The sequence below is a fragment of the Phenylobacterium terrae genome, assembly GCF_042681205.1.
GTDB lineage: Bacteria > Pseudomonadota > Alphaproteobacteria > Caulobacterales > Caulobacteraceae > Phenylobacterium > Phenylobacterium terrae.
Genome location: NZ_JBHUEY010000001.1, coordinates 2,726,983 through 2,749,869 on the forward strand (window position 1 = coordinate 2,726,983; position 22,887 = coordinate 2,749,869).

Genomic DNA, 22,887 nt, shown 5'->3' on the forward strand with positions numbered 1-22,887 from the left:
ATCTTTTCGGCTTCGCGCAAAGCGGGGCATCCTGCGCCGGCAGGAGGCCTCATGAAGCTCGCGTCCGTCTTGATCCTCGCCGCGCTGGCGGCTCCGGCCGTCGCCCAGACCCCGGTCGCACCGGTGACGACGCCGGTCGGCCAGTACGAGGCCACCCTCTCGGGCCAGCCGATCCGCCTGCCGCAGGGGCCGGTGCGGGTGAGCGTCTCCGAGACGCTGATCCCCGCCGGCGCCAGCCTTCCCGAGCACCGCCACCCCTATCCCCGCTACATCCGCGTGCTGGCCGGCCGCGTCGCCGTGAAGAACCTCGACACCGGCGAGACCCGTGAGCTGAAGGTGGGCGACTTCGCGGTCGAGGCGCTGGGGCAGTGGCACACCGGCCAGGCCCTCGGCGCCGAGGACGTGCGCCTGCTGGTGATCGACCAGGCGCCGCCGGGGGAAGCCAACATGGAGCGTCGGGCGCCCTAGCCGCCCGACGTTCGGCGAGCGACGATACGCGGCATGGTTGCAGCGGAGTTCGTCGACCGCGGCTCGCTCTAAATGTGACCTAAATGCCGCAATTTGCGGCGGAAATGCTGCCTGAGCGCGCATTTGCGGCGAAGCCCGGCCGATCCGTAAGACTCGGGATGCGCACAGCCAATGCGCGTGGTGTGCACGACCCCAGTACGAGTCACCGGGGTTCAAATGCGCATCAGTTCTCGCCTGTTCGCCACGACGGTCCTCACCGCCGCGGCCTTCTCCTCCTTCGCGCCGCAGACGGCGCTCGCCCAAGACACCGAAGTCGAAGAGCTGGTCATCACCGGCTCCCGGATCCGGCTCGAGGACTTCTCCTCGCCCAATCCGGTGAGCACCGTGACGGCCGAGTCCATCGAGCGGTCGGGCATCACCAACGTCACCGACCTGATGACCAGCTATCCGGCGCTGGTCGGCTCCACCGACAGCCAGGACCTGGCCGACGCGGGCAACCGCGGCCTGGTGGGCCTGAACCTGCTGAACCTGCGCAATCTCGGCGAGAAGCGCACACTGGTGCTGGTCGACGGCCGCCGCCACGTGGCGGGCGAGCCGGGCTCCTCGTCGGTGGACACCAACTCCATTCCGGTCGCCCTGATCGACCGCGTGGAGGTGCTCACCGGCGGCGCCTCGGCGGTCTACGGCGCCGACGGCGTCTCGGGGGTCGTCAACTTCATCACCAAGCGGAACTTCGAGGGCCTGGACGTCCGGACGCAGTACGGCTGGTCGGACCTGGGCGGCGGCGAGAACGCCTTCGTCAGCGTGCTGGGCGGCAAGGACTTCCTCGACGGGCGGCTGAACCTCACCGGCCTGGTCGAATACTCCAACACCGACGCGCTCGACCCGCGCGACCGCGACTTCACCCGCGCGGGCAGCCGCGAGGTGCTGGTCAACAACCCCACCCGCTACATGGCCGACAACCCGGGCCTCGACCCGGCGGCCTGGGGCGACACCCGGCTCGTGTTCGGCCGGGACGTCCGCTACATCGACACCGCCCTCGGCGGCGGGGTCTACACCCGCGTCGACGCGGCCGAGGCCGGCAGCCTGTCCGGCGTGAGCTTCCAGGGCGACGGCCAGCCCTGGCGCGACGGGATCTACGTGGGCGGCTTCAGCATGCTGGGCGGTTCGGGCAGCCCGACCGACCTGTTCCAGACCGAGCTGACGCCGGGCCTGGAGCGGTGGACCGGCTACGCCAGCGCCGAGTACGAACTGGCGCCGAACCACCGGCTGTTCGCAAACGTCAAGTACAACAACTCGAAGACCAGCTTCACCTCGCAGCCGACCTTCGACTACGGGATCTTCGTTCCGCTCGACAACCCGTTCATCCCGGCCTCCATCCTGGCCGATGCGACGGCCGCGGGCGGCCTGGGCAACGCGGCCGACACCTGGCTGGACCAGCCCGGGGTGCTGGTGGCGCGCGACAACTTCGATCTCGGCCAGGTGATCCGCGAGATCGAGCGCGAAACGTTCCGCACGGTGGTGGGCGTCGAGGGCGATCTGACCGACACCGTCGGCTACAACGTCTCCTACGTCTACGGTAAGACCAAGGAGAACAACCTCGAGCTGAACAACCGCAACAACCTGCGTTGGTATGCGGCCATCGACGCGGTCCGCGACCCGGCGACGGGCCAGATCGTCTGCCGCTCCAGCCTGGATGCCTCGGGGATGCCGGTCGGCGACATCTACGGCGGGCGCACGGTGGACCCGGCGGCCTGGGCCGCGCTCGGCACGGGCGGCGGCTGCGTTCCGGTCAACATCTTCGGCGAGAACACCATCTCGCCCGAGGCGCGGGCCTGGATCAACGGCACGGCCGCCTCGAGCGCCGAGATCGAGCAGCATGTGGTCAGCGCCTACGTCTCCGGCGACAGCTCGGGCGCGTTCGAGCTTCCCGCCGGCCCGGTGGGCTTCGTGCTCGGCGCGGAGTACCGCCTCGAGAAGAGCCTGTTCACGCCGTCGGCCGAGGAACTGCTGGGCGCCCAGCACGGCTTCGACGTCACCTGGCTCGGCCAGGGCGCGGTGGAGAACGGCGAGTTCGACGTCTACGAGCTGTTCGGCGAGCTGGCGGTCCCGATCGTCCGCGACCTGCCGTTCGTGGAGTCGTTCGACGTGAACCTCGCCTACCGGTTCTCGGACTATTCGACGATCAGCCAGACGGACACCTGGAACATCGGCGCCCAGTGGAAGGTGACCGACGACCTGATGATCCGCGCCAGCCGCGCCCGCGCGGTCCGGGCGCCGAACATCTCGGAGCTGTACCTGCCGCAGGTCCAGACCTTCGCGCTGATCACCGACCCCTGCGACACCCGCAACGTCCTGGCCGGTACCGAACATCGGGTGGCGAACTGCACGGCCGCGCTCGGCTTCAACCCGGCGACGACGCAGTTCATCAACACGACCTCGTCGTCGGTGGAGGGGACGGTCGGCGGCAACCCGGACCTCGGCCCCGAGACGGGCGACACCCAGACCCTGGGCTTCGTCTACTCGCCGAGCTTCGTGCCCGGCCTCTCGATCGCGCTGGACTACTACCGCATCACCCTGAAGGACGCGGTGAACCGGTTCACGGCCAACACCATCATCGAGAGCTGCTATGACCTGCCGCAGCCGAACGACTTCTGCGGCCTTTTCACGCGCGACCCCGGCACCCAGTTCGTGGACTCCTTCCAGGAGTACTCGATCAACGTCTCCGAGTACGAGACCGCGGGCTTCGACCTGGCCGTCCAGTACGCGCTCGATCCGGCCGACTTCGGCGTGGAGCGGGACATCGGGACCTTCCAGTTCACCCTGCTGGCCAACCGCCTGACCAAGCTGCAGTTCACCGAGCTCGAAGGCGCCGAGCCCTCGAGCGAGCTGGGCTACGCCGGCGCGCCCAAGTGGCAGGCCAACTTCGACGCGACCTGGACCTACGGCGACTGGCTGGTCAACTACGGCTTCAACTGGTTCGACGAGACCAAGCGCTTCACCGACGAGCGTCGGGCGGCCGAACCGAACTACGTGCCGGACGCGTACTGGACCTACTCCGAACGCGCGACGCACGACATCCAGGTGCAGCGCACCTTCCAGGGGCGCTACCAGGCCTACGCCGGGGTGAACAACTTCACCAACCAGCTGCCGGACCGCGGCACGGCGGGCGTGGCCCAGACCTCGGCCGGCGCCTTCACCCAGGGCCCGACCCCGGTCGGACCGATGGGTCGCTTCTTCTACATGGGGCTGAAGGCCCGCTTCTAAGGCGGCCAGACCGCTTCACATGAGGAGGGCGGGGGCTTCGGCTCCCGCCCTCTTTCGTTGCGCCGCCCAGTCCGGGGCGGTGGAACCTCCCCCCTCGCCAAAGCTTAACAATATGCTAACGCTTGGCGCCCGGCGTGCACGAGCGGGGCAGGGAGGTACCATAATGAGAACAATCGCCATCGCCGCTCTGGCCCTCGTCGCAGCCCCCAGCCTCGCGCTGGCCGCCGCGCCGGCCGGGCCCGTCGCCCCGCCTGCGCTCGCCGGCCTGGCCGCCGATCCGGAACTGGAGGGCAAGGTCCAGGTCGCCATCACCCAGCAGCGGCTGGAGGCCGGCGCGAGCCTGGCCGAGCACCGCCAGCCCTACATCCGCCACCTGTTCGTCGCCTCGGGACAGCTGAAGGTCTCCAACCTCGTCACCGGCGAGGAACAGCTCGTCGGCGCCGGCGAGATGGCCACCGAGGCGGCCGGCGACTGGCACATGGCCAAGGCCGTCGGCGACGAGCCCGTCGAGATCTACGTCATCGACCAGCTGCCCGCCACCGACGCCGCCGCGACCGTCGGCGGGCTTTAGCGGCTACGCCTCCAGCACGCCCACCATCTGGAACCACGCGGGCTCCGGGTAGGGGTTCTCGTACACCGTCATGCCCAGCCGGCGCATGACGCCGAGGGAGGCGGCGTTGTCACGCTCGGTGGTGGCGACGATGCGTTTGAGGTTCAGCGCCTCGAAGGCGTAGGCGATCAGCAGCTCCGCCGCCTCGCTGGCGACGTTCAGGCCCCGCTCGGGCGGGGAGACCGCCCAGAACAGCCCGACCTCGGGCGAGAACCGCGTCGGCTCCTCCAGGCCCGTGTGCTGCAGTTGATCGAAGGGCCCGTAGGCGGGCACGAGGCCGACGACGCCCAGGAAGCGGCCGTCCTTGCGGCTGACCACCGCCCGGTCGCCGTAGGGGGGCTGCATCATGCCCGAGAGCTGATCGTAGTTGGCCTGGCTCCAGGCCAGCCACTCGGCCCGGCGGCTGCGATTGGCGGTCTCGTCGAGGGCCGCGTCGGCATAGCCGATGTCGAGCCACAGCCTGTGGCAGGCCTCCAGGTCGTCGGCGCACAGCCGCCGCACCAGCAGGCGCTCGGAGGCGAGGGTGGGGATGTCGACGATCCGCTCGGGCGGCGGCGATCCGGGGCTCCAGAACGCCTCCGCCATCCGGATCAGCCCTTCTGCTCGTCCATCAGGTCGGCGAACCGCTCGAAGAGGTAGAGCGAGTCCGTCGGGCCGGGAGAGGCCTCCGGGTGGTGCTGCACCGAGAACACCGGCCGGTCCTTCAGGGCGATGCCGGCGTTGGTGCCGTCGAACAGCGAGACGTGGGTCTCCACGACCGGCGCGGGCAGGCTGTCGCGGTCGACGGTGAAGCCGTGGTTCATGGAGACGATCTCCACCTTGCCGGTGGTCAGGTCCTTCACCGGGTGGTTGGCCCCGTGGTGGCCCTGCTCCATCTTCACCGTCCTGGCGCCGAGCGCCAGGGACAGCATCTGGTGGCCCAGGCAGATGCCGAACACCGGCGTGCCGCTGTCGACCAGCTTGCGGATCTCCGGCACCGCATAGGCGCCTGTGGCGGCCGGATCGCCCGGGCCGTTGGACAGCAGGACGCCGTCCGGCTTGCGGGCCAGGATGTCCTCGGCCGAGGTGCTGGCCGGCACCACGGTCGCCCGCGCGCCGACCGAGGTCAGCGCCCGCAGGATGTTGCGCTTCACCCCGTAGTCCACGACCACGACCTCGTACCGCGGCGCGTCCAGCTTGGTGTAGCCGCGCGGCCAGGCCCACAGGCCTTCCTCGTAGGTGAAGGGCTGCAGGCAGCTGGCGTCCTTGGCCAGGTCCAGGCCGACGATGCCGCTCCACGCGCGGGCCCGGGCGATGAGGGCCTCGAGATCGAAGCGGCCCTCCGGATTGTGGGCGATCACCGCGTGCGGCATGCCGGTCTCGCGGATGCGCTTGGTCAGCGCGCGGGTGTCGACGCCGGCCAGGCCGACGACGCCGCGGCGGCTCATCCAGGTGGGCAGGTCGGCGTTCGCGCGCCAGTTGGCCGGGGCGGTGGGGATGTCGCGGAAGATGGCGCCCCGGGCCGCGGTCTCGGCCGAGCCGGACATCTGCTCGATGTCCTCGACGTTGGTCCCGACGTTGCCGACGTGCGGGAAGGTGAAGGCGACGATCTGGGCCATGTAGGAGGGGTCCGTCAGGATCTCCTGGTAGCCGGTCATGGCGGTGTTGAAGCAGACCTCGCCCACGGCCTCGCCGACCGCGCCGACGCCGACCCCTTGCAGGACGGTCCCGTCGGCCAGGACCAGGACGCCGGTCACTCCAGGCAGCAGCGAGGTCATGGGCGTGGGCTCCAGCGGTTGAGGGATGCTTGCAAAAAGGCGGGCCGAGGTGAACCCCGCCCGCCGCACAAACGGCCGCGTACCTAGTGAGACTCAAGGGTCGCGTCAATGCGGTGACCCGCGGCCAAGCGGCCGTTAGGTTCACGTTCACAGGAGGCCGCCATGCACATCGACCCCGATCGCCAGGCCTGGGAGCAGTTCAAGGACCTCCCGCGCGACCAGCCGATCCAGATGCTGAACCTGATCCGGCTGAAGGACCTCGCCGACTATCCTTCCGACCACCCGGACCACGGCAAGGGCCACACGGGCCTGGACGCCTACCGCGCCTACGGCCGTACGACGGCGCCCATCCTGAAGCGGCTGGGCGGACGGCAGGTCTGGACGGGCCGGCCGCAGGTGACGGTGACCGGGCCGCGCAGCGAGGACTGGCACCTGGCCTTCATCGTCGAATACCCCACCGCCCAGGCCTTCATCGACATGGTCCGCGACCCCGAGTACCGCGAGCACGTCAAGCACCGCACCGCGGCGGTGGCGGACTCGCGGCTGATCCGCCTTTCGCCCCTGACGCCGGGGGAGGGCTTCGGCGAGTGATCACCACCGTCGGGCTCGATGCCGACGACACCCTCTGGCACAACGAGAGCCTGTTCCGGCTGACCCAGCAGCGGTTCTTCGACCTGCTGGCAGACGTCGCCGGGCCCGAGATGCTCGAGCAGCGGCTGGCGGAGGTCGAGAAGCGGAACCTGCGGCTCTACGGCTACGGGGTGAAGGGCTTCACCCTCTCGATGATCGAGACGGCCATGGAGCTGACCGGCGGCGAGGCGCCGCCGCGGATCATCCGCGAGATCCTGGCCGCCGGCCGCGAGATGCTGAGCGAGCCGGTGGAGCCGCTGCCCGGTGTCGATCAGGCGCTGGCGCAGCTCTCCGAGCGCTACCGGCTCGTGCTGATCACCAAGGGCGACCTGCTTCACCAGGAGCAGAAGCTGGCCGCCTCCGGCCTGGGCGATCTGTTCGTCGCGGTGGAGATCGTCTCGGAGAAGGACGCCTCGACCTACAGCCGCGTGTTCGCCCGCCACGGCACAGGGCCGGCCGAAGCCGTCATGTGCGGCAATTCCGTGCGCTCCGACATCCTGCCGGCGCTCGAGGCCGGCGCCTGGGCCGCCCACGTGCCCTATCCGCTGGTCTGGTCCCACGAGATGGCCGACGCGCCCCTCGACCATCCCAGGTTCGCCGAGCTTTCGAACATTTCCGAGCTGCCGGGGTGGATCGAGGGGATCTCGTGAGGGGTGACCGGTAGCGCCTGCGGCGCAACCGGTCACCGTGGCCCGCCGGTGACTGGTTGGGCGAAAGCCCTACCTGTCACCGTCCCCGGGGCCGGCCATGTCACAACCCCGCCGCCCCATCCGTCCTGCCCTTCAAGATCAGGAGGCGAGGGCGATGGCCCGGTGGATCAGCGGGATACTGGCGGCGGTTCTGGGGGCCAACGGCCTTGCGATGCTGTTCGCCGGCTTCTGGTGGTACGGGGCGGTGGACGGGGTCCCGCAGACGGGCCCCTACAATCCCCACTTCGTGCGCGACATCGGCGCGGCCTACCTGGTGGCGGCCGCAGGGCTGGCCTGGTTCGCCTGGCGTCCACGCCAGGGCTGGCCGGCGCTGGCGGCCGGCGCGGCGTTCCTGACCCTGCATGCGGCGATCCACGTCTACGACGCCGCCTGCGGGTCCGAGCCCCTCCGGATGGTCGCCCGCGACTTCGCCGGCGTCTTTCTCCCCGCCGCCCTCGCCCTCCTGATCGCCGTCACCCACAGAGCGGAGGCCAGAGCCTGATGTTGCGCGCATTCCTGAAGGTCGGGATCGACAAGCTCGAGAAGACCTGGCGCTACGACGCCAGCTACATGCGCTTCGTGCTGAAGGCCGCGCCGATGAGCCTGCTGAAATTCTCGGTGCTGACCGGCCTCGTCGACCGCAAGGCCGCGCCCGCCGAATCCCTGGCCGCCGCCGGCATCGCCGGGACCCTGGCCGAGGACTGCGGCCCCTGCACCCAGATCAGCGTCGACATGGCCGCCGCCGGCGGCGTCGATCCCAAGGTGCTGCGCGCCATCCTGGCCGGCGACGAGGCGGGGATGGGCGAGGCCGCGGCGCTGGCCTGGCGGTTCGCCCGGGCGAGCCTGACCCGCGACATGCTCGAGGCCGATCCCCTGCGAGACGAGATCGTCCGCCGCTGGGGCGAGAAGGGCCTGGTCGCCGTCTCCATGGCCATCACCACGGCCCGCATGTACCCGACGCTCAAGTACGCCCTCGGCTACGGCAAGGCCTGCTCGCGCATCGTCGTGGCGGGCGAGGCCGCGCCCGTGGTCCACGCGCCGGCGCTGGCGGCGTAAGGTGATCCGATGAACAAGACCGAGAGCTTCCAGACCCACCGCCCGCGGCTGATGCGGCTGGCCTACCGGATGCTGGGCTCGGTCGCCGAGGCCGAGGATGCGGTGCAGGACGCCTGGCTGCGATGGAGCGGGGCGGGGGACGACGTCGCCGACCCCGAGGGCTGGCTGGTGCGCGCCACCAGCCGCCTGTGCATCGACAGGCTGCGGGCGGCCAAGGTGCGGCGCGAGGCCTATCGCGGTCCCTGGCTCCCCGAACCTCTCATCGAGGAGCTGACCGACGATCCGGTCGAGCGGGCCGAGGACGTCTCGATCGCCTTCCTGCTGGCGCTGGAGCGGCTCTCGCCGCTGGAGCGGGCGGTCTTCCTGCTGCACGACGTGTTCGACGAGGACTACGCCTCGGTCGCCGAGACCCTGGGCCGCAGCGAGGCGGCGGTGCGCCAGCTCGCCAGCCGGGCCAGGTCGCACGTCAAGGACACCCGCCCGCGCTTCTCGGTCAGCCAGGAGGAGGCGAGCCGGCTGGCCATGGCCTTCATGGCCGCGGCCTCGAAGGGGGACATGGCCGCCCTGGGCGAGCTGCTGGCCGAGGATGCGGTGATGATCACCGACGGCGGCGGCAAGCGGAAGGCCTCGCTGCGCCCGCTGATCGGCCGCGAGGACGTGCTGCGCCTGCTGCAGGGGCTGGCCTGGCGCGAAGCCGAGCCCTACGCCGCCCTCGAGCTCAAGCCCGTCCGCATCAACGGCCTCTTCGGCGTCATCCTGGTGCGCGAGGACGGCCCGGCCACGGTGGCCTTCGAGCCCGGCCCCGACGGCAAGCTCAAGGGCATCTACATGGTCCGCAACCCGGACAAGCTGGGGCATCTGCCGGCGTGAGGGGTGCGCTTCGGTGACTGGTTGCGCCGCAGGCGCTACCTGTCACCCCCCGCGGCGCCAGAGCCTGAGACTCACCGGCCCGGCGCGATCTATGGTGCGCGACCGTGCGCTTCGACGAGCGATTCCTCGACGAGATCAAAGCCCGCCTCCGCCCTTCCGACGTGATCGGGCGGAGCGTGAAGCTGCGCAAGCAGGGCCGCGAGTACGTCGGCCTCTCCCCCTTCAATAAGGAGAAGACGCCGTCCTTCTACGTGAACGACGAGAAGGGCCAGTTCTTCGACTTCTCGTCCGGCAAGAACGGCGACCTCATCACCTTCCTGCAGGAGACCGAGAGGCTGACCTTCGCCGAGGCGGTCGAGCGGCTGGCCGCCGAGGCGGGCCTGGCCCTGCCGACGCCCGACCCGGAGTCCGCCCGCCAGGAGCAGAAGCGTCAGGGCCTGGCCGACTGGCTGGAGCTGGCCGCCCAGTGGTTCGAGGCCGAGCTGCGCCGCCCCGTCGGCCAGCAGGCGCGGGCCTATCTGGAGAAGCGCGGCCTGCCCGAGGCCGAGTGGAAGCGGTTCCGGCTGGGCTACGCGCCGGGCGGGCGCACGGCCCTGAAGGACTACCTCGTCGCCAAGGGCGCACGGCCGGCCGAGCTGGTGGAATCCGGGCTGCTGATCGCGCCCGAGAGCGGCGGGGCGCCCTACGACCGCTTCCGCGACCGGATCATCTTTCCCATCACCGACGGGCGCGGGCGGGTGGTCTCGTTCGGCGGCCGGGCGATGGACCCGCAGGAGCGGGCCAAATACCTGAACGGCCCCGAGAGCCCGCTCTTCCACAAGGGCGCAAACCTCTACGGCCTGCCCGAGGCGCGGAATATCCTGGGCGCGGCCCCCTCCGGCGAGGCGCCGCCGCTGGTGGTGGTGGAAGGCTATATGGACGCCATCGCCTGCCAGCGGGCCGGGATCGCCGCGGTCGCCCCGCTGGGGACCGCGCTGACCGAGGACCAGATGGAGATCCTCTGGCGCCTCCACCCCGAGCCGACCCTGTGCTTCGACGGCGACCGGGCCGGCGGCCAGGCCGCCGCCCGCTCCATCGACCGCGCCCTGCCGCTGCTGAAGCCGGGCCGCAGCCTGAAGTTCTCCATCGTCGAGGGCGGCAAGGACCCCGACGACGTGCTGCGCGAGCAGGGGCCGGCGGCGCTGAAGAGCCAGCTTTCGCAGACCACCGCCTTCGTCGACGCCCTGTTCGCCCGCGAGCGCGACCTGGAGGCCTACGACACGCCCGAGCGTCGCGCAGGGCTGAAGGGCCGGCTGCGCAAGGCCGCCGCGCTGATCCAAGACGCGGACCTCGCCCAGGCCTATCGCGACGAGCTCCTGAGGCGCTTCGACGCGCTGTTCGAGCGGCCCGGCCGGCCGGCGCCGCAGCCCGGTCCCGGCGGCCGCCGCGGACGAAACCGGCGCGAATGGGAGGAGCCCTGGCGGGTGCTGCCCTCCACCCCCGAGGGCAAGGCGGCGGCCCGCAACCTGTCGCAAGGATTGGACTTCCTGGCCGCGGCGATGGCTTCCTACGCCATCCAGGACCCGGCCATCCTGGACGATCATCTGGAGCATCGTCTGACCGCGGACGGCTTCGGCGAAGCCGCGTTGTCCGAATTGGTCAGGGAAATCATTCAACTGAGGCTGGAAGCCGAGCACCTTGACACGGCGTCACTCGCACGCCATCTGCGCTCGTGCGGGTTTAGCGAGCTATTGACAGACATCGACCGGGCCGCCGCGAAGTCGGGCGCGCCCTTCCTCCAAGAGGATGTCTCCCTCAGTGCCGCCAGAGCCCAGTGGTCGCAGGCCTTCGACGCACTGTCGCGGTTGTCTGCGTTGGAAGAGGACCTGGCCAGCGCCAAACGCGCGCTCGAAGCCGGGGGTTCCGACGCTGGCCGCTTCATGCGCCTGAAGTCCCAACGCGACGCACTGACGCGCGCAATAAGGACGGGAACGATTTGGAAGGACCCAGGGTCTTAAAGCCCGAAGGTCCTTGCGTACGGCCCATTAAGCATGTCCGGCCCCGTTCTTGCAGGGGACCAGGCCGGATTGGAGATGTCGATGAGCACCACGACGGCCGAAGCTGAAGCCACTCCGAACGCAGCCGAAGGTCAAGGCGGCGACGGGCCGCTTCTCGACCTGACCGATGCTGCGGTCAAGAAGTTCATCAAGCAGGCCAAGGCCCGCGGCTACGTCACGATGGACGAGCTGAACAAGGTCCTCCCTTCCGAGGAAGTCACTTCGGAAGCGATCGAGGACACGCTCGCCATGCTGTCCGAGATGGGCGTCAACGTCGTCGAGGCGGAAGAGGACGCCGAGGGCGGCGAGGTGGCGGTCCGCGAGGAGACCGCGGTCGTCGAGACCACCAAGGAGCCGGCCTACGACCGCACGGACGATCCCGTGCGCATGTACCTCCGCGAAATGGGCTCGGTGGAGCTGCTGTCGCGCGAGGGCGAGATCGCCATCGCCAAGCGCATCGAGGCCGGCCGCGACACGATGATCCGGGGCCTCTGCGAGAGCGCCCTGACGTTCGAAGCCATCATGGTCTGGCGCGAGGAGCTCGGCTCCGGCCGCATCCTGCTGCGCGAGGTCATCGACCTGGAGCAGACCTACGGCGGCCAGAACGGCGCGGCCGCGCCGGCCCCCGCCGAAGAGGAGCCGGAAGAGGCCAAGGCCGAAGGCGAGGAAGGCGAAGGCGGCGGCGACAGCGACGACGACTTCGACGACGGCGCCGGTCCGACCATCAGCGCCATGGAGGCGGAGCTGCGCGAAGGGGTGATGGCCACCCTGGACGCCATCGCCGCCGAGTTCGAGAGCTTCCGCGCCCTGCAGGAGAAGCTGGTCGCCCAGCGGCTGGCCGGCCAGGACCTGTCCGAGGCCGACCGCAAGGCCTACAACGCGGCCACCTCGACCATCGTCCAGCACCTGAAGACGCTGAAGCTGAACAACGCCCGGATCGAGGCGCTGGTCGAGCAGCTCTACGCCATCAACAAGCGGCTGGTCGGCCTGGAAGGCCGGCTGTTCCGCCTGGCCGACAGCTACGGCATCAGCCGCGGCGAGTTCCTGAAGGCCTACCTCGGCTCGGAGATGACCCCGGACTGGGGGGAGAAGGTGAAGAGCCTCGGCGTCCGCTGGTCCAAGTTCGCCCAGAACGACGCCTCGCAGATCGCCGAGATCCGCAACGAGATCGCCGCCCTGGCGCAAGAGACCGGCGTGCCGATCGACGACTACCGCCGCATCGTCCAGACGGTGCAGAAGGGCGAGCGCGAGGCCCGACAGGCCAAGAAGGAGATGGTCGAGGCCAACCTGCGCCTCGTGATCTCCATCGCCAAGAAGTACACCAACCGCGGCCTGCAGTTCCTGGACCTGATCCAGGAGGGCAACATCGGCCTGATGAAGGCGGTGGACAAGTTCGAGTACCGGCGCGGCTACAAGTTCTCGACCTACGCCACCTGGTGGATTCGGCAGGCGATCACCCGTTCGATCGCCGACCAGGCCCGCACCATCCGCATCCCGGTGCACATGATCGAGACGATCAACAAGATCGTCCGCACCTCGCGCCAGATGCTGCACGAGATCGGCCGCGAGCCGACCCCCGAGGAGCTGGCCGAGAAGCTCGCCATGCCGCTCGAGAAGGTGCGCAAGGTGCTGAAGATCGCCAAGGAGCCGATCTCCCTCGAAACCCCCATCGGGGACGAGGAGGACAGCCACCTGGGCGACTTCATCGAGGACAAGAACGCGGTCCTGCCGATCGACGCGGCCATCCAGTCGAACCTGCGCGAGACCACCACGCGCGTGCTGGCCTCGCTGACGCCCCGCGAGGAGCGGGTCCTGCGGATGCGCTTCGGCATCGGCATGAACACCGACCACACCCTCGAGGAGGTCGGCCAGCAGTTCAGCGTGACCCGCGAGCGGATCCGCCAGATCGAGGCCAAGGCGCTGCGCAAGCTCAAGCACCCGAGCCGGAGCCGCAAGCTCCGCAGCTTCCTCGACAGCTGACGAAAAAGAGGGGCGGTCCCATGGGCCGCCCCTTCTTCATTGGGCTATGCGCCCCCTCCGTCTCGTCGCTCTGCGCCGATCCACCTCCCCCGTCGTCTTCGCGACAGGGGCGGAGCTTGGCCGCTTGTCTCCTTCCCCGCAGCGCAGACTGCGGGGGGGGGAGGGGGACCGCCGAAGGCGGTGGAGGGGGCGTCGGGCCTAGGCCTCAAACAGCGGCGCGAAGCCGCCGTAGACCATCCGCTTGCCATCGAACGGCATCTCAAGCTTCTGCATCCGCTCGTCCTGCATCACCGCCGCCCAGCCGGCGTCGCGGGCGGCCTTGTCGGGCCAGGTGATCCAGGAGAAGACGATGGTCTCGTCGGGCGTGGCCTGCACGGCCCGCCGGAAGTCGGTGACCTGGCCGTCCGGCACGTCGTCGCCCCAGGCGTCGACGCACTTCACCGCGCCATGGGCCTTGAAGACCTCCGAGGTCGCGCGGGCGTGGGCTAGGTAGGCGTCCTTGTTGGCGGTCGGCACCGCCGCGATCATCCCGTCGATGTAGCTCATCTCGCGTCTCTCCATTCACCGGCGGCCTCGGCCGCGTTGAGACTCATGCGCCAATGAGTTATCTTATGCAAGTATGGAGTTAGAAAAAATAACCAAGCAGTCCACACGCCGCTACGACGACGCCTGCGCCACCGCCCACGCCCTCGACCTGATCGGCGAACGCTGGGCGATGCTGGTGATGCGCGAGCTGATGCTGGGGCCCCGCCGGTTCAGCGACCTGCGCGCCAGCCTGACGGGCCTGTCGGCCAACGTCCTGACCCAGCGCCTGGAAGGGCTGGAGGCGGCCGGGATCGTGCGCCGGCGCCGGCTGCCGCCGCCGGCGTCGGTGCAGGTCTACGAGCTCACCGAATGGGGACTGGAGGCTGAGCCGGTGCTGCTGGCGCTGGGCCGCTGGGGCGTGAGATCGCCCCGGCACGACCCGAAGCTGCCGTTCAGCCCCGTGGCCCTGATGCTGTCCTTCCGGGCCAAGTTCGACCCCGCGCGCGCTCGGGGCCTCGCCGTGGAGATCGCCTTCCGGTTCGGCGAGGAGGCGTTCCGCGTGGCGGTGAAGGACGGCGTGCTGACCACCGAACGCGGCGATGCGCCGGCGCCGGACGTGGAGCTCGCCGGCTCGCCCTCCGCCGTGGCCGCGGTCGTGTACGGCAAGGCGCCGCTCGAGGCGCTGGAGGGACAGGGCGCGTTGTCGGTGACCGGCGACCGGGCCGCTTTCCTGCGCCTCGCGGACCTCTACGAGATGCCGCCCAAGGCCGGTTAGGCGGCGGCGTCGGGCTCCGGCGGCGCGCCGGCTTCCCGCGCGGTGGCGATGTAGGCGCAGATGGCCGCCGAGATGCCCCCGGCGGCGGCGATCCAGGCCAGGATCCAGGCGTCCAGCTCGGAAAAGCCGGAGATGAGCGCGGCCCAGAGGGAGGCGGCGGCCGCGCCGACGACGGCGGTGGCGCCCACCACCGGCAGGCGCTTGCCCAGCCGCGTCGCCAGGAAGCTGCCCGCAACGCCGGCGACCGCGCCCGGCACGAGGCCGAACAGGTAACAGGCCGGGATGGCGACCAGCAGCAGGGCGGCGATTCCGAGCGGGAAGGCGGCGTCGAAGCTGGAGACCGCCGAGACGATCAGCGCGCCCACCGGCAGCACCGCCCCGATCGGCGGCCCCAGGATGGCGAACAGCGCCGCCCAGTAGAGGATTTCGCTCCTCGGCGGGTTGACGGCGGCGGGCGCACGGGCGGCGGCGTCGGACATGGCGGCGGTCCAGGATCTTGTGCGGAAACGCCGATCCCCGCGGTTGGGTCCTTCCCTCCCCCGAAGGGGAGGGCGGTCCGGAGCGAAGCGACGGGACGGGTGGGGGGAGTCAGGACGCGGAGCCGGACGACCAGCGACTTCGCGGCGCCGATACGCCTCGCCCCGCTCGGCGGCGCCGAGCCGGCCCTCGCCTGAAGGGAGGGAAGGGCCCTAGAAGCCGTCCCGCAGGAAGGCCTCGGCGAAGGCGCAGTGCATGGCCACCCCCCGGGCCATGACGGTCTCGTCCAGGACCATGCGGTTGGAGTGCAGCGCGCAGCAGCTGCGGAAGTCGCCGCCCTGGGGCGTCGCGCCCAGGAAGACCATGGCCCCGGGGACCTTCTGCAGCACGTAGGAGAAGTCCTCCGCGCCCATCACCGGCGAGGGCATGGTGCGCCAGGCCCGCTCGCCGTAGAGGTCGGCCGCCACCTGCTCGGCCAGGGCCACGGCGCGGCCGTCGCTGACGGTGACCGGAAAGCCGTGGGTCAGGTCCACCTCGGCCTGCGCAAGGTGGGCGGCGGCGATGTTCGCCGCCACGCGCTGCACGCCTTCGTGGGCCTTGGCGCGGGAGCGCTCAGAGAAGGAGCGGATGGTGCCCAGGATCGTCGCCTGCTCGGGGATCACGTTGTCGGTCGTGCCGGCCGCGATCTTGCCGACGGTGATCACGACGGGATCGAAGGCCGGCACCTGGCGGGTGACCATGGTCTGCAGGGCGATGACGATCTCGCAGGCGATGGGGATGGGGTCGATGGCGTCGTGCGGCTGCGAGGCGTGGCCGCCCTTGCCGGTGACGGTGATCTCGAACTCGTCGGCGGCGGCCATCAGCGGCCCGGCCCGGCCGGCGAAGATCCCCGACGGCACGTTGGGCGAGACGTGCAGCGCGAAGGCCGCGTCGGGCAGGGGATCGAGGAGGCCGTCGTCCAGCATGTAGCGGGCGCCGTGGAAGCCTTCCTCGCCCGGCTGGAACATGAACACCACCGTGCCGGCCAGCGCGTCGCGACGCGCGCAGAGCGCCCGCGCCGCGCCCGCCAGCATGGCCACATGGGTGTCGTGGCCGCAGGCGTGCATGGCGCCCGGGGTGCGGGAGGCGAACTCCAGGCCGGTGTCCTCGTGCAGCGGCAGGGCGTCCATGTCCCCGCGCAGCAGGACGGTGCGGCCGTTCTCCGGCCCGCGCAGGATGGCCACGAAACCGCTGGTGGACGGCCCCTCGCGGATCTCCAGCGGCAGCCCTTCGAGGGCGGCCTTGGCCTTGGCCGTGGTCTTCGGCGTGTGGAGGCCGAGCTCCGGCTCCTCATGGATCGCGCGGCGCAGGGCGATCAGGTCGGGCAGGAGGGCCTCGCCGGCCTCGGCCCAGGGGGTGCGCGGGATCTGGATGTTCATGCCGGCGAGCTTGGGCCGCCCGCGGGCCGGGCGCAACCGTCAGGCCGCCATCGCCCCGAACTTGCCGGCCTGATAGTCGGCGTAGGCCTGCCGGATCTCCTCGACCGTGGTCATCACGAAGGGGCCGTGGGCGACGACCGGCTCGTCGATCGGGTCGGCGTGGCCGAACAGCAGCACGCTGCCGCGCGCCGCCTCGATGGCCAGCGCATCTCCGTTGCGGTCGAGCGCCACGAGGTGGTGCTGGGCGATGGTCCGCCCGCCGACCCGGACCTCGCCGGAGACCAGGTAGAGGAAGACGTGGCGGCCCTTGAGGCCCTCCGTGCGGAAGCCCGCGCCGGCCCGCAGCCGCAGCGTCGACATGAAGACGCCCGTCAGGGATTGGATGGGGCCCGTACGGTCGCCGTAGGCGCCGGAGATCAGGTTCAGCTCGACGCCGTCCTCCTCGATCGCCGGGATCGCGTCCTGCTGCACGCCGGTGTAGCGGGGCTCGGTCATCTTCAGCCGCGAGGGCAGGTTGACCCACAGCTGCAGGATCTCCAGCGGCCCGCCCTGGCGTTTGAACGCCTCGGGCGAGACCTCGGCGTGGACGAGGCCGCGGCCCGCCGTCATCCACTGCACGCCCCCGGCCCGGATGATGCTCTCATGGCCGCCCGTGTCGCGGTGGGCGAGTTCGCCCTCCAGGATGAAGGTCACCGTCTCGAAGCCCCGGTGCGGGTGCGGCCCGAACGGCAGGCCGCGGTTGTTCGGCGGATAGACCTGCGGGCCGTGGTGGTTGAGGAACAGGAAGGGGTCGACCTGGTCGAGGCCCGGGCCCGGGAGCGGGCGGCGGGTGACGAGGTCGCCGATGTCGTCGCGGTAGGCGGCGTGGACGCCGAGCACGGTCTTTTCGGTCATGGCGGGCTCCTTGTCGGACAACGCCTCAGCGCCAGGCGTAGTTGAAGCTGATGCTGATCCGCTCGGCCTTGGCGCGGTTGGCGGGCACCTCGTGGCGCAGCCAGCTCTCCCACATCAGCACCGTCCCGGGCTGGGGCGCCAGGTAGACGAAGGCCTTCTGGTCCTCGTCGGCGTCGGCCCGGCGCGGCGGGGCGGCCATCATCAGCGGCAGGCGCGGGTCCTCCAGCTTCAGGGCGCTCGCCCCCGGCGGGACGGCCACATAGACGGTGCCGGAGAGGACGCTGTGCGGGTGGATGTGGCCGGTGTGCGAGCCGCCGCTCTTCAGGAGGTTGACCCACAGGCTGTCGAGCCGCAGGCGCCCGGCGCCGAGATCGAGCTGCAGCGCCTCGGCGTAGGCGCGGGCGTGCCGGTCCAGCCGGGTCTTCAGCTGGCCGAACACGCTGGCCCGCTGCGGCAGGTCGTCGAGGGAGGCGTAAGAGGTGTAGCCCGCATAGCCGTGCTCGCGGCACCAGGCCCGGCCGGCGGCATCCTCCAGCGCCAGCATGCGGCAGGCGTCTTCCAGCTCGCGGTTGAAGCCGGGAAAGCCGCGCTCCTCCGCAAGGCTGGCCTCGTAGACGCGGGTGACGAACAGGGACTTCAGCGCCATGCGAGGGCGCTAAGCCCCCGGCGCGGAGAAGTCTAGGCGCTGATGTTGACGAGCACGCCCAGCATCTCGTCGGCGGTGCGGGCGACCTGGACATTGGCCTCCAGCGCCGCCTTGGCCTCGGCCATGTCGACGCTCGCCTGGGCCAGGTCGCCGAATTCGCCCCCGGCCGACCCGACGGTCCGGCGAGCCGCGTCGTCGAACCGGAATGTGGCGGCCATCATGCCGTACTGAGCGGTCGCGATCGGATCCATGTCTTCGCCCCTTCCATCCCCGGGCGAAGCGTGCGGCCGCTACGGTTAAGCCATCGGCCGCAGAACGTGGTGAAAGCCGAATGAAAAGAGGCGCATCCGAAGTCCGGCCCGGCGCGTATGGAGGCTGGAACGTGATATGATCGGAGAAAAGGAGCGCCTCAATGAAACACCTCCCCCTCGTGGCCGCTCTGGCGCTGATCGCCGGCGCCGCCCAGGCCCAACCCACCATGTCCCAGAACCCGCCGACCAAGACGACCCTGTGCCTCGACGTCAGCGGGGCCATCATCCCGCCGGTCTGCCACCGGCCCGCCTCGCGCGTCGATCAGCGCGAGGACATCTGCCTGTGCTCGGCGGGGGGCACGCAGGTGGACGCCCCGGTCTGCGGTCCGGGCGAGCGGCCGCCGGCCGAGTCCCGCGCGTTCGAGAACGCCCGCCGCGATGCGGCCCGCGACGGCACGCTGTTCGGCGACACCTGGGAAGGTCAGCGGATGTGCGTGAACATCACCAAGGGCCGCTAGGTCAGCCCTCGAGCGCCCCGTAGACCAGCTTCTGGAACACCGGCAGGGCGGCGCGCGCGCCCATGCGCTGGCCGGTGGCCAGCTGCGAGGCGGCCTCGGGGCCGAGGTCCATGGCGTTCTGGATCAGGTAGATCAGCACCAGGTCCTGGGCCGGGTCGGCCTGCCACCAGGTGCCGAAGGCGCCCGGCCATCCGAAGGCGCCCTTGGAGCCGGCGCCCATCCAGGCCTGTTTCTCCGGATCGGTGATGACCGACAGGCCGAGGCCGAAGCCCTGGCCCATCCAGAACGGGATGCCCATGAAGGGGATCTGGCGCTGTTCGTCGGTCAGCCGGTTGGCGGTCATCAGCTCGACCGTCCCGGCCTTGAGCAGGCGCACGCCGTCCACCTCGCCGCGGCCCAGCAGCATGCGGGCGAACTTCAGGTAGTCGTCGGCGGTGGAGATCAGCCCGCCGCCGCCGGCCTCGAACACCGGCCGCTGCGGCTCGGGCGGATAGGAGACGTCCTGCAGCGGCCCGCCTTCGGCCGGCGCCTTGTAGAGCCGGGCCAGGCGGTCGGCCGTCTCGGGCCGGGCCCAGAAGCCGGTGTCGGTCATGCCCAGCGGCCCGAAGATCCGCTCCTGCAGCACCTCGCCGAAGCTCTTGCCCTCGATCCGGCCGACGATGAAGCCGAGCACGTCGGTGGAGTGGCCGTAGTGGAACCGCTCGCCGGGCGCATAGGTCAGCGGCAGCTCGGCCAGCCGGCGCATCCACTCGTCGGCGCCGTAGGGCCCCAGTAGCGGCGAGCCCAGGGCGGCCTGGTAGGCGTGGGCGATCGGGCCCACCGAGGTGAAGTTGTAGGCCAGGCCCGAACGGTGGGTCATCAGGTCTTCGACGGTGATGTCCCGCGGCGCCGGATAGGTGTCCTCCACCGCCCCGGTGGGGTTCTTCAGCACCTTCATGCCGGCGAACTCGGGCGCCCATTTGGTGATCGGGTCGTCGAGGCGAAGCTTGCCTTCCTCCATCAGCATCAGCGCCGCGACCGAGGTGATCGGCTTGGTCATGGAGGCGATGCGGAACATCGTGTCGCGGGTCATCGGCTTGCCGGCGGCGATGTCTCGCCGGCCGATGGTGTTGACCTGGACGACCTCGCCCTTGCGCCAGACGAGGGTGACGAACCCGGAGACGTCGCCGGCGTCGACGATGGCCTGCAGGGCCGGCGGGATCTGCTCCAGCGCCTGCCGGTTCAGCTTGCCGATGTGCGCATCGCCGTCCATGCCGCGTCTCCTTCTTGAGGCTTTCCCAAGGGATAGCGTCGGACGGGCGGCCCGACTACGGCGCCCTAGCGTCAACCGGTCGAGATTGACGCTTGGTGCGGCCAGGCTCATCCTTGGCCATCGCAGGCAGAGGGAGGCGCGCGTGAAGGCCCAGCAACGTCCGCAGATCGCAGCCCAGGCCTCCTCTCGGGCGCACGCCGCCTAGGCAGGCTCCAGGCCCGATCCGCAGATCGCCCGGCCGGTAACCCGGCCGACCTTTGCGTCGCCGCGCCCCGCCCGGGCCGGCGGAACCTGCGAGATTCCATGCCTACTCAAGAGACGCTCAATCCGTACGGCAGCCTCTGTGCGGAGATCTACGACATCGACAAGCCGGCCGGCTCCCTCTCCGACGTGCCCTTCTACCTGGCGCGGCTGAAGGGGATCGCCGGCCCGATCCTGGAGCCGGCGGTCGGCTCCGGGCGAATGCTGATCCCGCTGCTGGAGGCGGGCTGCGAGGTCGAGGGCTTCGACGCCTCCGACCACATGCTGGAGAACTGCCGGCGCAACTGCCAGGCCCGGGGCCTGCCCGCCCCGGTCCGCAAGGCCCGCTTCCAGGACTTCGCCTATGAGCGGCGGTTCGCCGCCGTCATCTGCCCGGTCTCGACCTTCACCTTCGTCTTCGAGTTCGGCGAGGCGCTCGACGTGCTGCGCCGCTTCCGGGACCACCTGGAGCCCGGCGGGCTGCTGATGATCGACCTGCCCGTGCTCGGGGCCATGTGGACCGACGCCCATGCGATCCGCACCTGGACGGCGGCGAACGGCGACCTCCTCAGGTTCGAGAACCAGCTGGTGGAGACCGATCCCCTGGCGCAGACCAGCCTTTCGCACATGCGTTACGAGCGCTGGCGCGAGGGCCGGCTCATCGAGTCCGAGCTGGAGGTCATGAAGGGCCGCTTCTGGGGCCGCGAGGAGTTCGCCATGGCCCTGGAGCGGTGCGGCTTCGGCCAGGTGCAGGTGTTCGGGAACTACAACCGCGCCCGCCCGCCCCGCAGCACCGACCGCGGCCTGACCTTCGAGGCCATGGCGATCTGAGAGAAAGGTGACAGGTAGCCCTTCGGCCAACAGTCACCGGCCCGCCTCGGTGACTGGTCGGCCCGGCCCTACCTGTCACCCATCACTGCTGCGTCGGCGCCTCGTAGGTCGCGACCAGCTCGCCCTTGGCGATGGTGTGGCCCTTCAGCGCGTTGAGCAGCTCATTGAGCGGGGTGTCGGCGTCCATCGGGATCTGGTCGTCCAGGGCGAAGACCTGGAAGTAGTAGCGGTGCACGCCGTGGCCGGCCGGCGGCCGCGGCCCGAACCAGCCGTAGCCGCCCATGTCGTTACGGCCCTGGACGGCGTTCTGCGGCGTGACGGGCAGGGGGGCGTTGCCGATCCCCTCCGGCAGGCCGCGGGCCTCGCCGGGGATGTTCCAGATCATCCAGTGGACGAAGGGCAGCTCGCGCGGCGCATCCGGATCCTCGACGATGACCGCCCAGGCGGCCACGTCCGGCACGTTGGTCCAGGTCAGCGGCGGGGAGATGTTGTCATGGTAGGCCGAGTGCCGGTCGGCGAGCCGGCCATCCGGCCCCTGCGCCGTGGAATAGACCGTCACCCCCGTGTCGAGCCTGGGATCGACTTTCATGATGGTGATGGCTTCGCCCGAGTGCTCGGTCATGGCTGGCTCCTTCCTTGTCGCTGGGACAACAGGAAGACCCCCGCCAATGTTGCGGGCCCGGCGCGACGGCGGCCCGGACGGCGCTTGCGACAGCTGCGCCTCATGCTTACCTAGGGTAAGGTTGCTGCATCGCGGCAATTGAACCGAGGCTATTTCGCGCTTATATGCGCGGTCCCTATTTTGTCGGGTGGGCGTGCGTGTGTGTCGGCTCCACCTCCATGAGCGTCTTAGAGGAAGTTTCGCGCCCATGCTGGTGACCATGATGAAGGCCAAGTTGCACCGCGCGACCGTGACCCAGGCCGACCTGGATTACGAAGGCTCGATCGCCATCGACAAGGACCTGCTCGACCAGGCGGGGATCTTCCCGCACGAGCAGGTGGACGTGCTCAACATCACCACCGGCGCCCGGTTCACCACCTACGCCATCGAGGCGCCGCGCGGCTCCAAGGTGATCGGCGTCAACGGTGCGGCCGCCCGGCTGGTCCAGAAGGGCGACAAGGTGATCGTGGTCACCTACTGCCAGATGCCGTCCGAAGAAGCGCGCAACTACGCACCGACTGTTGTCTTGCTCGACGACGGCAACGAGGTGAAGAAGGCCGCGTGATCGCGCGGCTCTCCCTTCCCCTTCTCATCTCTCTCGCCCTGGCCGGCTGCGGGCCGAAGGCGCCGGAAGGCGTCGACAAGCGCGTGCTCGACACCGCGGTCAACCAGGCCGTTGGCGATCCCGGCACCTGCGTGCTGATCGCCGAGCAGGGCGGCGGCCAGGTCTACCGCTTCGGGACCCACGCGGTGTGCGGCCGCAGGCTGCCGGACTGCGCCGGCGGGGCGGTGCGCACGGCCGGCGACCTGCTGGACCGGGCCGCCCGGGCCGACAAGGTCGAGACCGCCAGCTGCGCCTCGCTCACGGCCGGCCGCCGTGTCGCGTGGGCCTGGGGCCCGATCGACGGCGCCCCTTACGGCTACGCCGCGGTCATGGAAGGGCCGAACACGCCGCCCGGCATCGTCGTCGACGACAAGCTGCAGTCCGCCTTCCGTAAGGCGGGCCTGAGCGGGCCGGCCGCGCCCGCGAAGTAAG

General features: G+C 70.4%; 25 protein-coding genes. 15 read left to right on the plus strand and 10 right to left on the minus strand.

The annotated features are described in order from the left end of the window. Positions 1–51 precede the first annotated feature (51 nt). From ACFSC0_RS13630 to ACFSC0_RS13640, 3 genes are all read left to right on the plus strand, one after another. Positions 52–468, plus strand: a complete 417-nt coding sequence (locus ACFSC0_RS13630) for a cupin domain-containing protein (protein WP_377283613.1) — start codon at positions 52–54, stop codon at positions 466–468. Positions 469–684: 216 nt separating this feature from the next. Beyond that, positions 685–3,735 (plus strand): TonB-dependent receptor domain-containing protein, encoded by a 3,051-nt coding sequence (locus ACFSC0_RS13635; protein WP_377283612.1) that lies wholly within the window; start codon positions 685–687, stop codon positions 3,733–3,735. A gap of 163 nt (positions 3,736–3,898) precedes the next feature. Continuing rightward, entirely contained in the window at positions 3,899–4,306 is a 408-nt protein-coding gene (locus ACFSC0_RS13640) for a cupin domain-containing protein (protein WP_377283611.1), read from the plus strand. A gap of 3 nt (positions 4,307–4,309) precedes the next feature. Here the strand turns inward: ACFSC0_RS13640 and ACFSC0_RS13645 are convergent, their stop codons facing one another. Then, complete coding sequence (locus ACFSC0_RS13645) at positions 4,310–4,930, minus strand: GNAT family N-acetyltransferase (RefSeq protein WP_377283610.1); 621 nt, start codon at positions 4,928–4,930, stop codon at positions 4,310–4,312. A gap of 5 nt (positions 4,931–4,935) precedes the next feature. Next, complete coding sequence (gene carA / locus ACFSC0_RS13650; protein WP_377283609.1) at positions 4,936–6,102, minus strand: glutamine-hydrolyzing carbamoyl-phosphate synthase small subunit; 1,167 nt, start codon at positions 6,100–6,102, stop codon at positions 4,936–4,938. A gap of 162 nt (positions 6,103–6,264) precedes the next feature. Between carA and ACFSC0_RS13655 the strand changes: the two genes are divergently transcribed. The 7 genes from ACFSC0_RS13655 to rpoD all read left to right on the plus strand — a co-directional run bounded on the left by ACFSC0_RS13655 (position 6,265) and on the right by rpoD (position 13,363). Next, the gene (locus tag ACFSC0_RS13655) at positions 6,265–6,693 is read left to right on the plus strand and encodes a DUF1330 domain-containing protein (RefSeq protein WP_377283608.1); all 429 of its coding nucleotides are present in this window, start codon (positions 6,265–6,267) and stop codon (positions 6,691–6,693) included. After that, the gene (locus ACFSC0_RS13660; protein WP_377283607.1) at positions 6,690–7,382 is read left to right on the plus strand and encodes an HAD family hydrolase; all 693 of its coding nucleotides are present in this window, start codon (positions 6,690–6,692) and stop codon (positions 7,380–7,382) included. Before ACFSC0_RS13655 ends, ACFSC0_RS13660 begins: the two co-directional genes overlap by 4 nt. A 154-nt stretch (positions 7,383–7,536) precedes the next feature. Next, on the plus strand, positions 7,537–7,923 hold the full coding sequence (locus tag ACFSC0_RS13665; RefSeq protein ID WP_377283606.1) for a hypothetical protein: 387 nt from the start codon (positions 7,537–7,539) through the stop codon (positions 7,921–7,923). Then, a complete protein-coding gene (locus ACFSC0_RS13670) occupies positions 7,923–8,477 on the plus strand; it encodes a hypothetical protein (RefSeq protein ID WP_377283605.1) in 555 nt (184 codons plus the stop codon). The genes ACFSC0_RS13665 and ACFSC0_RS13670 overlap by 1 nt, the downstream gene beginning before the upstream one ends. A gap of 9 nt (positions 8,478–8,486) precedes the next feature. Continuing rightward, positions 8,487–9,347: a sigma-70 family RNA polymerase sigma factor gene (locus ACFSC0_RS13675; RefSeq protein ID WP_377283604.1), complete on the plus strand. Its 861-nt coding sequence runs from the start codon at positions 8,487–8,489 to the stop codon at positions 9,345–9,347. A 104-nt stretch (positions 9,348–9,451) separates the two neighbouring features. Continuing rightward, positions 9,452–11,344, plus strand: coding sequence for a DNA primase (dnaG, locus tag ACFSC0_RS13680; RefSeq protein ID WP_377283603.1), 1,893 nt, complete (start codon positions 9,452–9,454; stop codon positions 11,342–11,344). An 81-nt stretch (positions 11,345–11,425) separates the two neighbouring features. Beyond that, the gene (gene rpoD, locus ACFSC0_RS13685; RefSeq protein ID WP_377283602.1) at positions 11,426–13,363 is read left to right on the plus strand and encodes an RNA polymerase sigma factor RpoD; all 1,938 of its coding nucleotides are present in this window, start codon (positions 11,426–11,428) and stop codon (positions 13,361–13,363) included. 198 nt (positions 13,364–13,561) lie between these two features. Here rpoD and ACFSC0_RS13690 read toward each other — a convergent pair whose 3' ends face one another. Further along, positions 13,562–13,909, minus strand: a complete 348-nt coding sequence (locus tag ACFSC0_RS13690; RefSeq protein WP_377283601.1) for a DUF1428 domain-containing protein — start codon at positions 13,907–13,909, stop codon at positions 13,562–13,564. Between the two features lie 73 nt (positions 13,910–13,982). Here ACFSC0_RS13690 and ACFSC0_RS13695 point away from each other — a divergent pair, with 73 nt between their 5' ends. Then, positions 13,983–14,663 carry a winged helix-turn-helix transcriptional regulator gene (locus tag ACFSC0_RS13695; protein WP_377283600.1) on the plus strand — a complete coding sequence of 227 codons (681 nt, stop codon included), beginning with the start codon at positions 13,983–13,985 and terminating at the stop codon, positions 14,661–14,663. On the opposite strand, the gene ACFSC0_RS13700 is transcribed toward ACFSC0_RS13695, so the two are convergent. From ACFSC0_RS13700 to ACFSC0_RS13720, 5 genes are all read right to left on the minus strand, one after another. Beyond that, positions 14,660–15,142 carry a hypothetical protein gene (locus ACFSC0_RS13700; RefSeq protein WP_377283599.1) on the minus strand — a complete coding sequence of 161 codons (483 nt, stop codon included), beginning with the start codon at positions 15,140–15,142 and terminating at the stop codon, positions 14,660–14,662. The two genes, ACFSC0_RS13695 and ACFSC0_RS13700, sit on opposite strands and share 4 nt — an antisense overlap. Before the next feature lie 210 nt (positions 15,143–15,352). Continuing rightward, positions 15,353–16,558: a M20 metallopeptidase family protein gene (locus ACFSC0_RS13705; RefSeq protein ID WP_377283598.1), complete on the minus strand. Its 1,206-nt coding sequence runs from the start codon at positions 16,556–16,558 to the stop codon at positions 15,353–15,355. A gap of 39 nt (positions 16,559–16,597) precedes the next feature. After that, positions 16,598–17,452 carry a pirin family protein gene (locus ACFSC0_RS13710; RefSeq protein ID WP_377283597.1) on the minus strand — a complete coding sequence of 285 codons (855 nt, stop codon included), beginning with the start codon at positions 17,450–17,452 and terminating at the stop codon, positions 16,598–16,600. Positions 17,453–17,477: 25 nt separating this feature from the next. Further along, positions 17,478–18,098 (minus strand): TIGR02466 family protein, encoded by a 621-nt coding sequence (locus ACFSC0_RS13715; RefSeq protein ID WP_377283596.1) that lies wholly within the window; start codon positions 18,096–18,098, stop codon positions 17,478–17,480. 32 nt (positions 18,099–18,130) lie between these two features. Next, positions 18,131–18,349, minus strand: a complete 219-nt coding sequence (locus ACFSC0_RS13720) for a hypothetical protein (RefSeq protein WP_377283595.1) — start codon at positions 18,347–18,349, stop codon at positions 18,131–18,133. A 161-nt stretch (positions 18,350–18,510) separates the two neighbouring features. On the opposite strand from ACFSC0_RS13720, the gene ACFSC0_RS13725 reads away from it, so the two are divergent. Beyond that, positions 18,511–18,867: a hypothetical protein gene (locus ACFSC0_RS13725; RefSeq protein WP_377283594.1), complete on the plus strand. Its 357-nt coding sequence runs from the start codon at positions 18,511–18,513 to the stop codon at positions 18,865–18,867. A gap of 1 nt (position 18,868) precedes the next feature. Here ACFSC0_RS13725 and ACFSC0_RS13730 read toward each other — a convergent pair whose 3' ends face one another. Beyond that, positions 18,869–20,119, minus strand: a complete 1,251-nt coding sequence (locus ACFSC0_RS13730; protein ID WP_377283593.1) for a serine hydrolase domain-containing protein — start codon at positions 20,117–20,119, stop codon at positions 18,869–18,871. A gap of 303 nt (positions 20,120–20,422) precedes the next feature. On the opposite strand from ACFSC0_RS13730, the gene ACFSC0_RS13735 reads away from it, so the two are divergent. Continuing rightward, positions 20,423–21,190: a class I SAM-dependent methyltransferase gene (locus tag ACFSC0_RS13735; protein ID WP_377283592.1), complete on the plus strand. Its 768-nt coding sequence runs from the start codon at positions 20,423–20,425 to the stop codon at positions 21,188–21,190. An 82-nt stretch (positions 21,191–21,272) separates the two neighbouring features. On the opposite strand, the gene ACFSC0_RS13740 is transcribed toward ACFSC0_RS13735, so the two are convergent. Continuing rightward, entirely contained in the window at positions 21,273–21,812 is a 540-nt protein-coding gene (locus ACFSC0_RS13740) for a YbhB/YbcL family Raf kinase inhibitor-like protein (protein WP_377283591.1), read from the minus strand. A gap of 247 nt (positions 21,813–22,059) precedes the next feature. On the opposite strand from ACFSC0_RS13740, the gene panD reads away from it, so the two are divergent. Together panD and ACFSC0_RS13750 are read left to right on the plus strand one after the other, a co-directional pair. Next, positions 22,060–22,416: an aspartate 1-decarboxylase gene (gene panD, locus ACFSC0_RS13745; RefSeq protein WP_377283590.1), complete on the plus strand. Its 357-nt coding sequence runs from the start codon at positions 22,060–22,062 to the stop codon at positions 22,414–22,416. Beyond that, positions 22,413–22,886, plus strand: coding sequence for a hypothetical protein (locus tag ACFSC0_RS13750; RefSeq protein ID WP_377283589.1), 474 nt, complete (start codon positions 22,413–22,415; stop codon positions 22,884–22,886). The genes panD and ACFSC0_RS13750 overlap by 4 nt, the downstream gene beginning before the upstream one ends. Position 22,887 lies beyond the last annotated feature (1 nt).

Excerpts from the sequence above, each read along its gene's own strand:
- ACFSC0_RS13740 (WP_377283591.1), bottom strand. The coding sequence starts at position 21,812 with ATGACCGAGCACTCGGGCGAAGCCATCACCATCATGAAAGTCGATCCC.
- rpoD (WP_377283602.1), top strand. The coding sequence starts at position 11,426 with ATGAGCACCACGACGGCCGAAGCTGAAGCCACTCCGAACGCAGCCGAA.
- ACFSC0_RS13630 (WP_377283613.1), top strand. The coding sequence starts at position 52 with ATGAAGCTCGCGTCCGTCTTGATCCTCGCCGCGCTGGCGGCTCCGGCC.
- ACFSC0_RS13665 (WP_377283606.1), top strand. The coding sequence starts at position 7,537 with ATGGCCCGGTGGATCAGCGGGATACTGGCGGCGGTTCTGGGGGCCAAC.
- ACFSC0_RS13690 (WP_377283601.1), bottom strand. The coding sequence starts at position 13,909 with ATGAGCTACATCGACGGGATGATCGCGGCGGTGCCGACCGCCAACAAG.
- ACFSC0_RS13710 (WP_377283597.1), bottom strand. The coding sequence starts at position 17,452 with ATGACCGAAAAGACCGTGCTCGGCGTCCACGCCGCCTACCGCGACGAC.
- ACFSC0_RS13675 (WP_377283604.1), top strand. The coding sequence starts at position 8,487 with ATGAACAAGACCGAGAGCTTCCAGACCCACCGCCCGCGGCTGATGCGG.
- panD (WP_377283590.1), top strand. The coding sequence starts at position 22,060 with ATGCTGGTGACCATGATGAAGGCCAAGTTGCACCGCGCGACCGTGACC.
- ACFSC0_RS13730 (WP_377283593.1), bottom strand. The coding sequence starts at position 20,119 with ATGGACGGCGATGCGCACATCGGCAAGCTGAACCGGCAGGCGCTGGAG.
- ACFSC0_RS13735 (WP_377283592.1), top strand. The coding sequence starts at position 20,423 with ATGCCTACTCAAGAGACGCTCAATCCGTACGGCAGCCTCTGTGCGGAG.
- ACFSC0_RS13670 (WP_377283605.1), top strand. The coding sequence starts at position 7,923 with ATGTTGCGCGCATTCCTGAAGGTCGGGATCGACAAGCTCGAGAAGACC.
- ACFSC0_RS13705 (WP_377283598.1), bottom strand. The coding sequence starts at position 16,558 with ATGAACATCCAGATCCCGCGCACCCCCTGGGCCGAGGCCGGCGAGGCC.
- ACFSC0_RS13645 (WP_377283610.1), bottom strand. The coding sequence starts at position 4,930 with ATGGCGGAGGCGTTCTGGAGCCCCGGATCGCCGCCGCCCGAGCGGATC.
- ACFSC0_RS13725 (WP_377283594.1), top strand. The coding sequence starts at position 18,511 with ATGAAACACCTCCCCCTCGTGGCCGCTCTGGCGCTGATCGCCGGCGCC.
- ACFSC0_RS13640 (WP_377283611.1), top strand. The coding sequence starts at position 3,899 with ATGAGAACAATCGCCATCGCCGCTCTGGCCCTCGTCGCAGCCCCCAGC.
- ACFSC0_RS13700 (WP_377283599.1), bottom strand. The coding sequence starts at position 15,142 with ATGTCCGACGCCGCCGCCCGTGCGCCCGCCGCCGTCAACCCGCCGAGG.
- ACFSC0_RS13655 (WP_377283608.1), top strand. The coding sequence starts at position 6,265 with ATGCACATCGACCCCGATCGCCAGGCCTGGGAGCAGTTCAAGGACCTC.
- ACFSC0_RS13635 (WP_377283612.1), top strand. The coding sequence starts at position 685 with ATGCGCATCAGTTCTCGCCTGTTCGCCACGACGGTCCTCACCGCCGCG.
- ACFSC0_RS13715 (WP_377283596.1), bottom strand. The coding sequence starts at position 18,098 with ATGGCGCTGAAGTCCCTGTTCGTCACCCGCGTCTACGAGGCCAGCCTT.
- ACFSC0_RS13695 (WP_377283600.1), top strand. The coding sequence starts at position 13,983 with ATGGAGTTAGAAAAAATAACCAAGCAGTCCACACGCCGCTACGACGAC.
- ACFSC0_RS13720 (WP_377283595.1), bottom strand. The coding sequence starts at position 18,349 with ATGGATCCGATCGCGACCGCTCAGTACGGCATGATGGCCGCCACATTC.
- carA (WP_377283609.1), bottom strand. The coding sequence starts at position 6,102 with ATGACCTCGCTGCTGCCTGGAGTGACCGGCGTCCTGGTCCTGGCCGAC.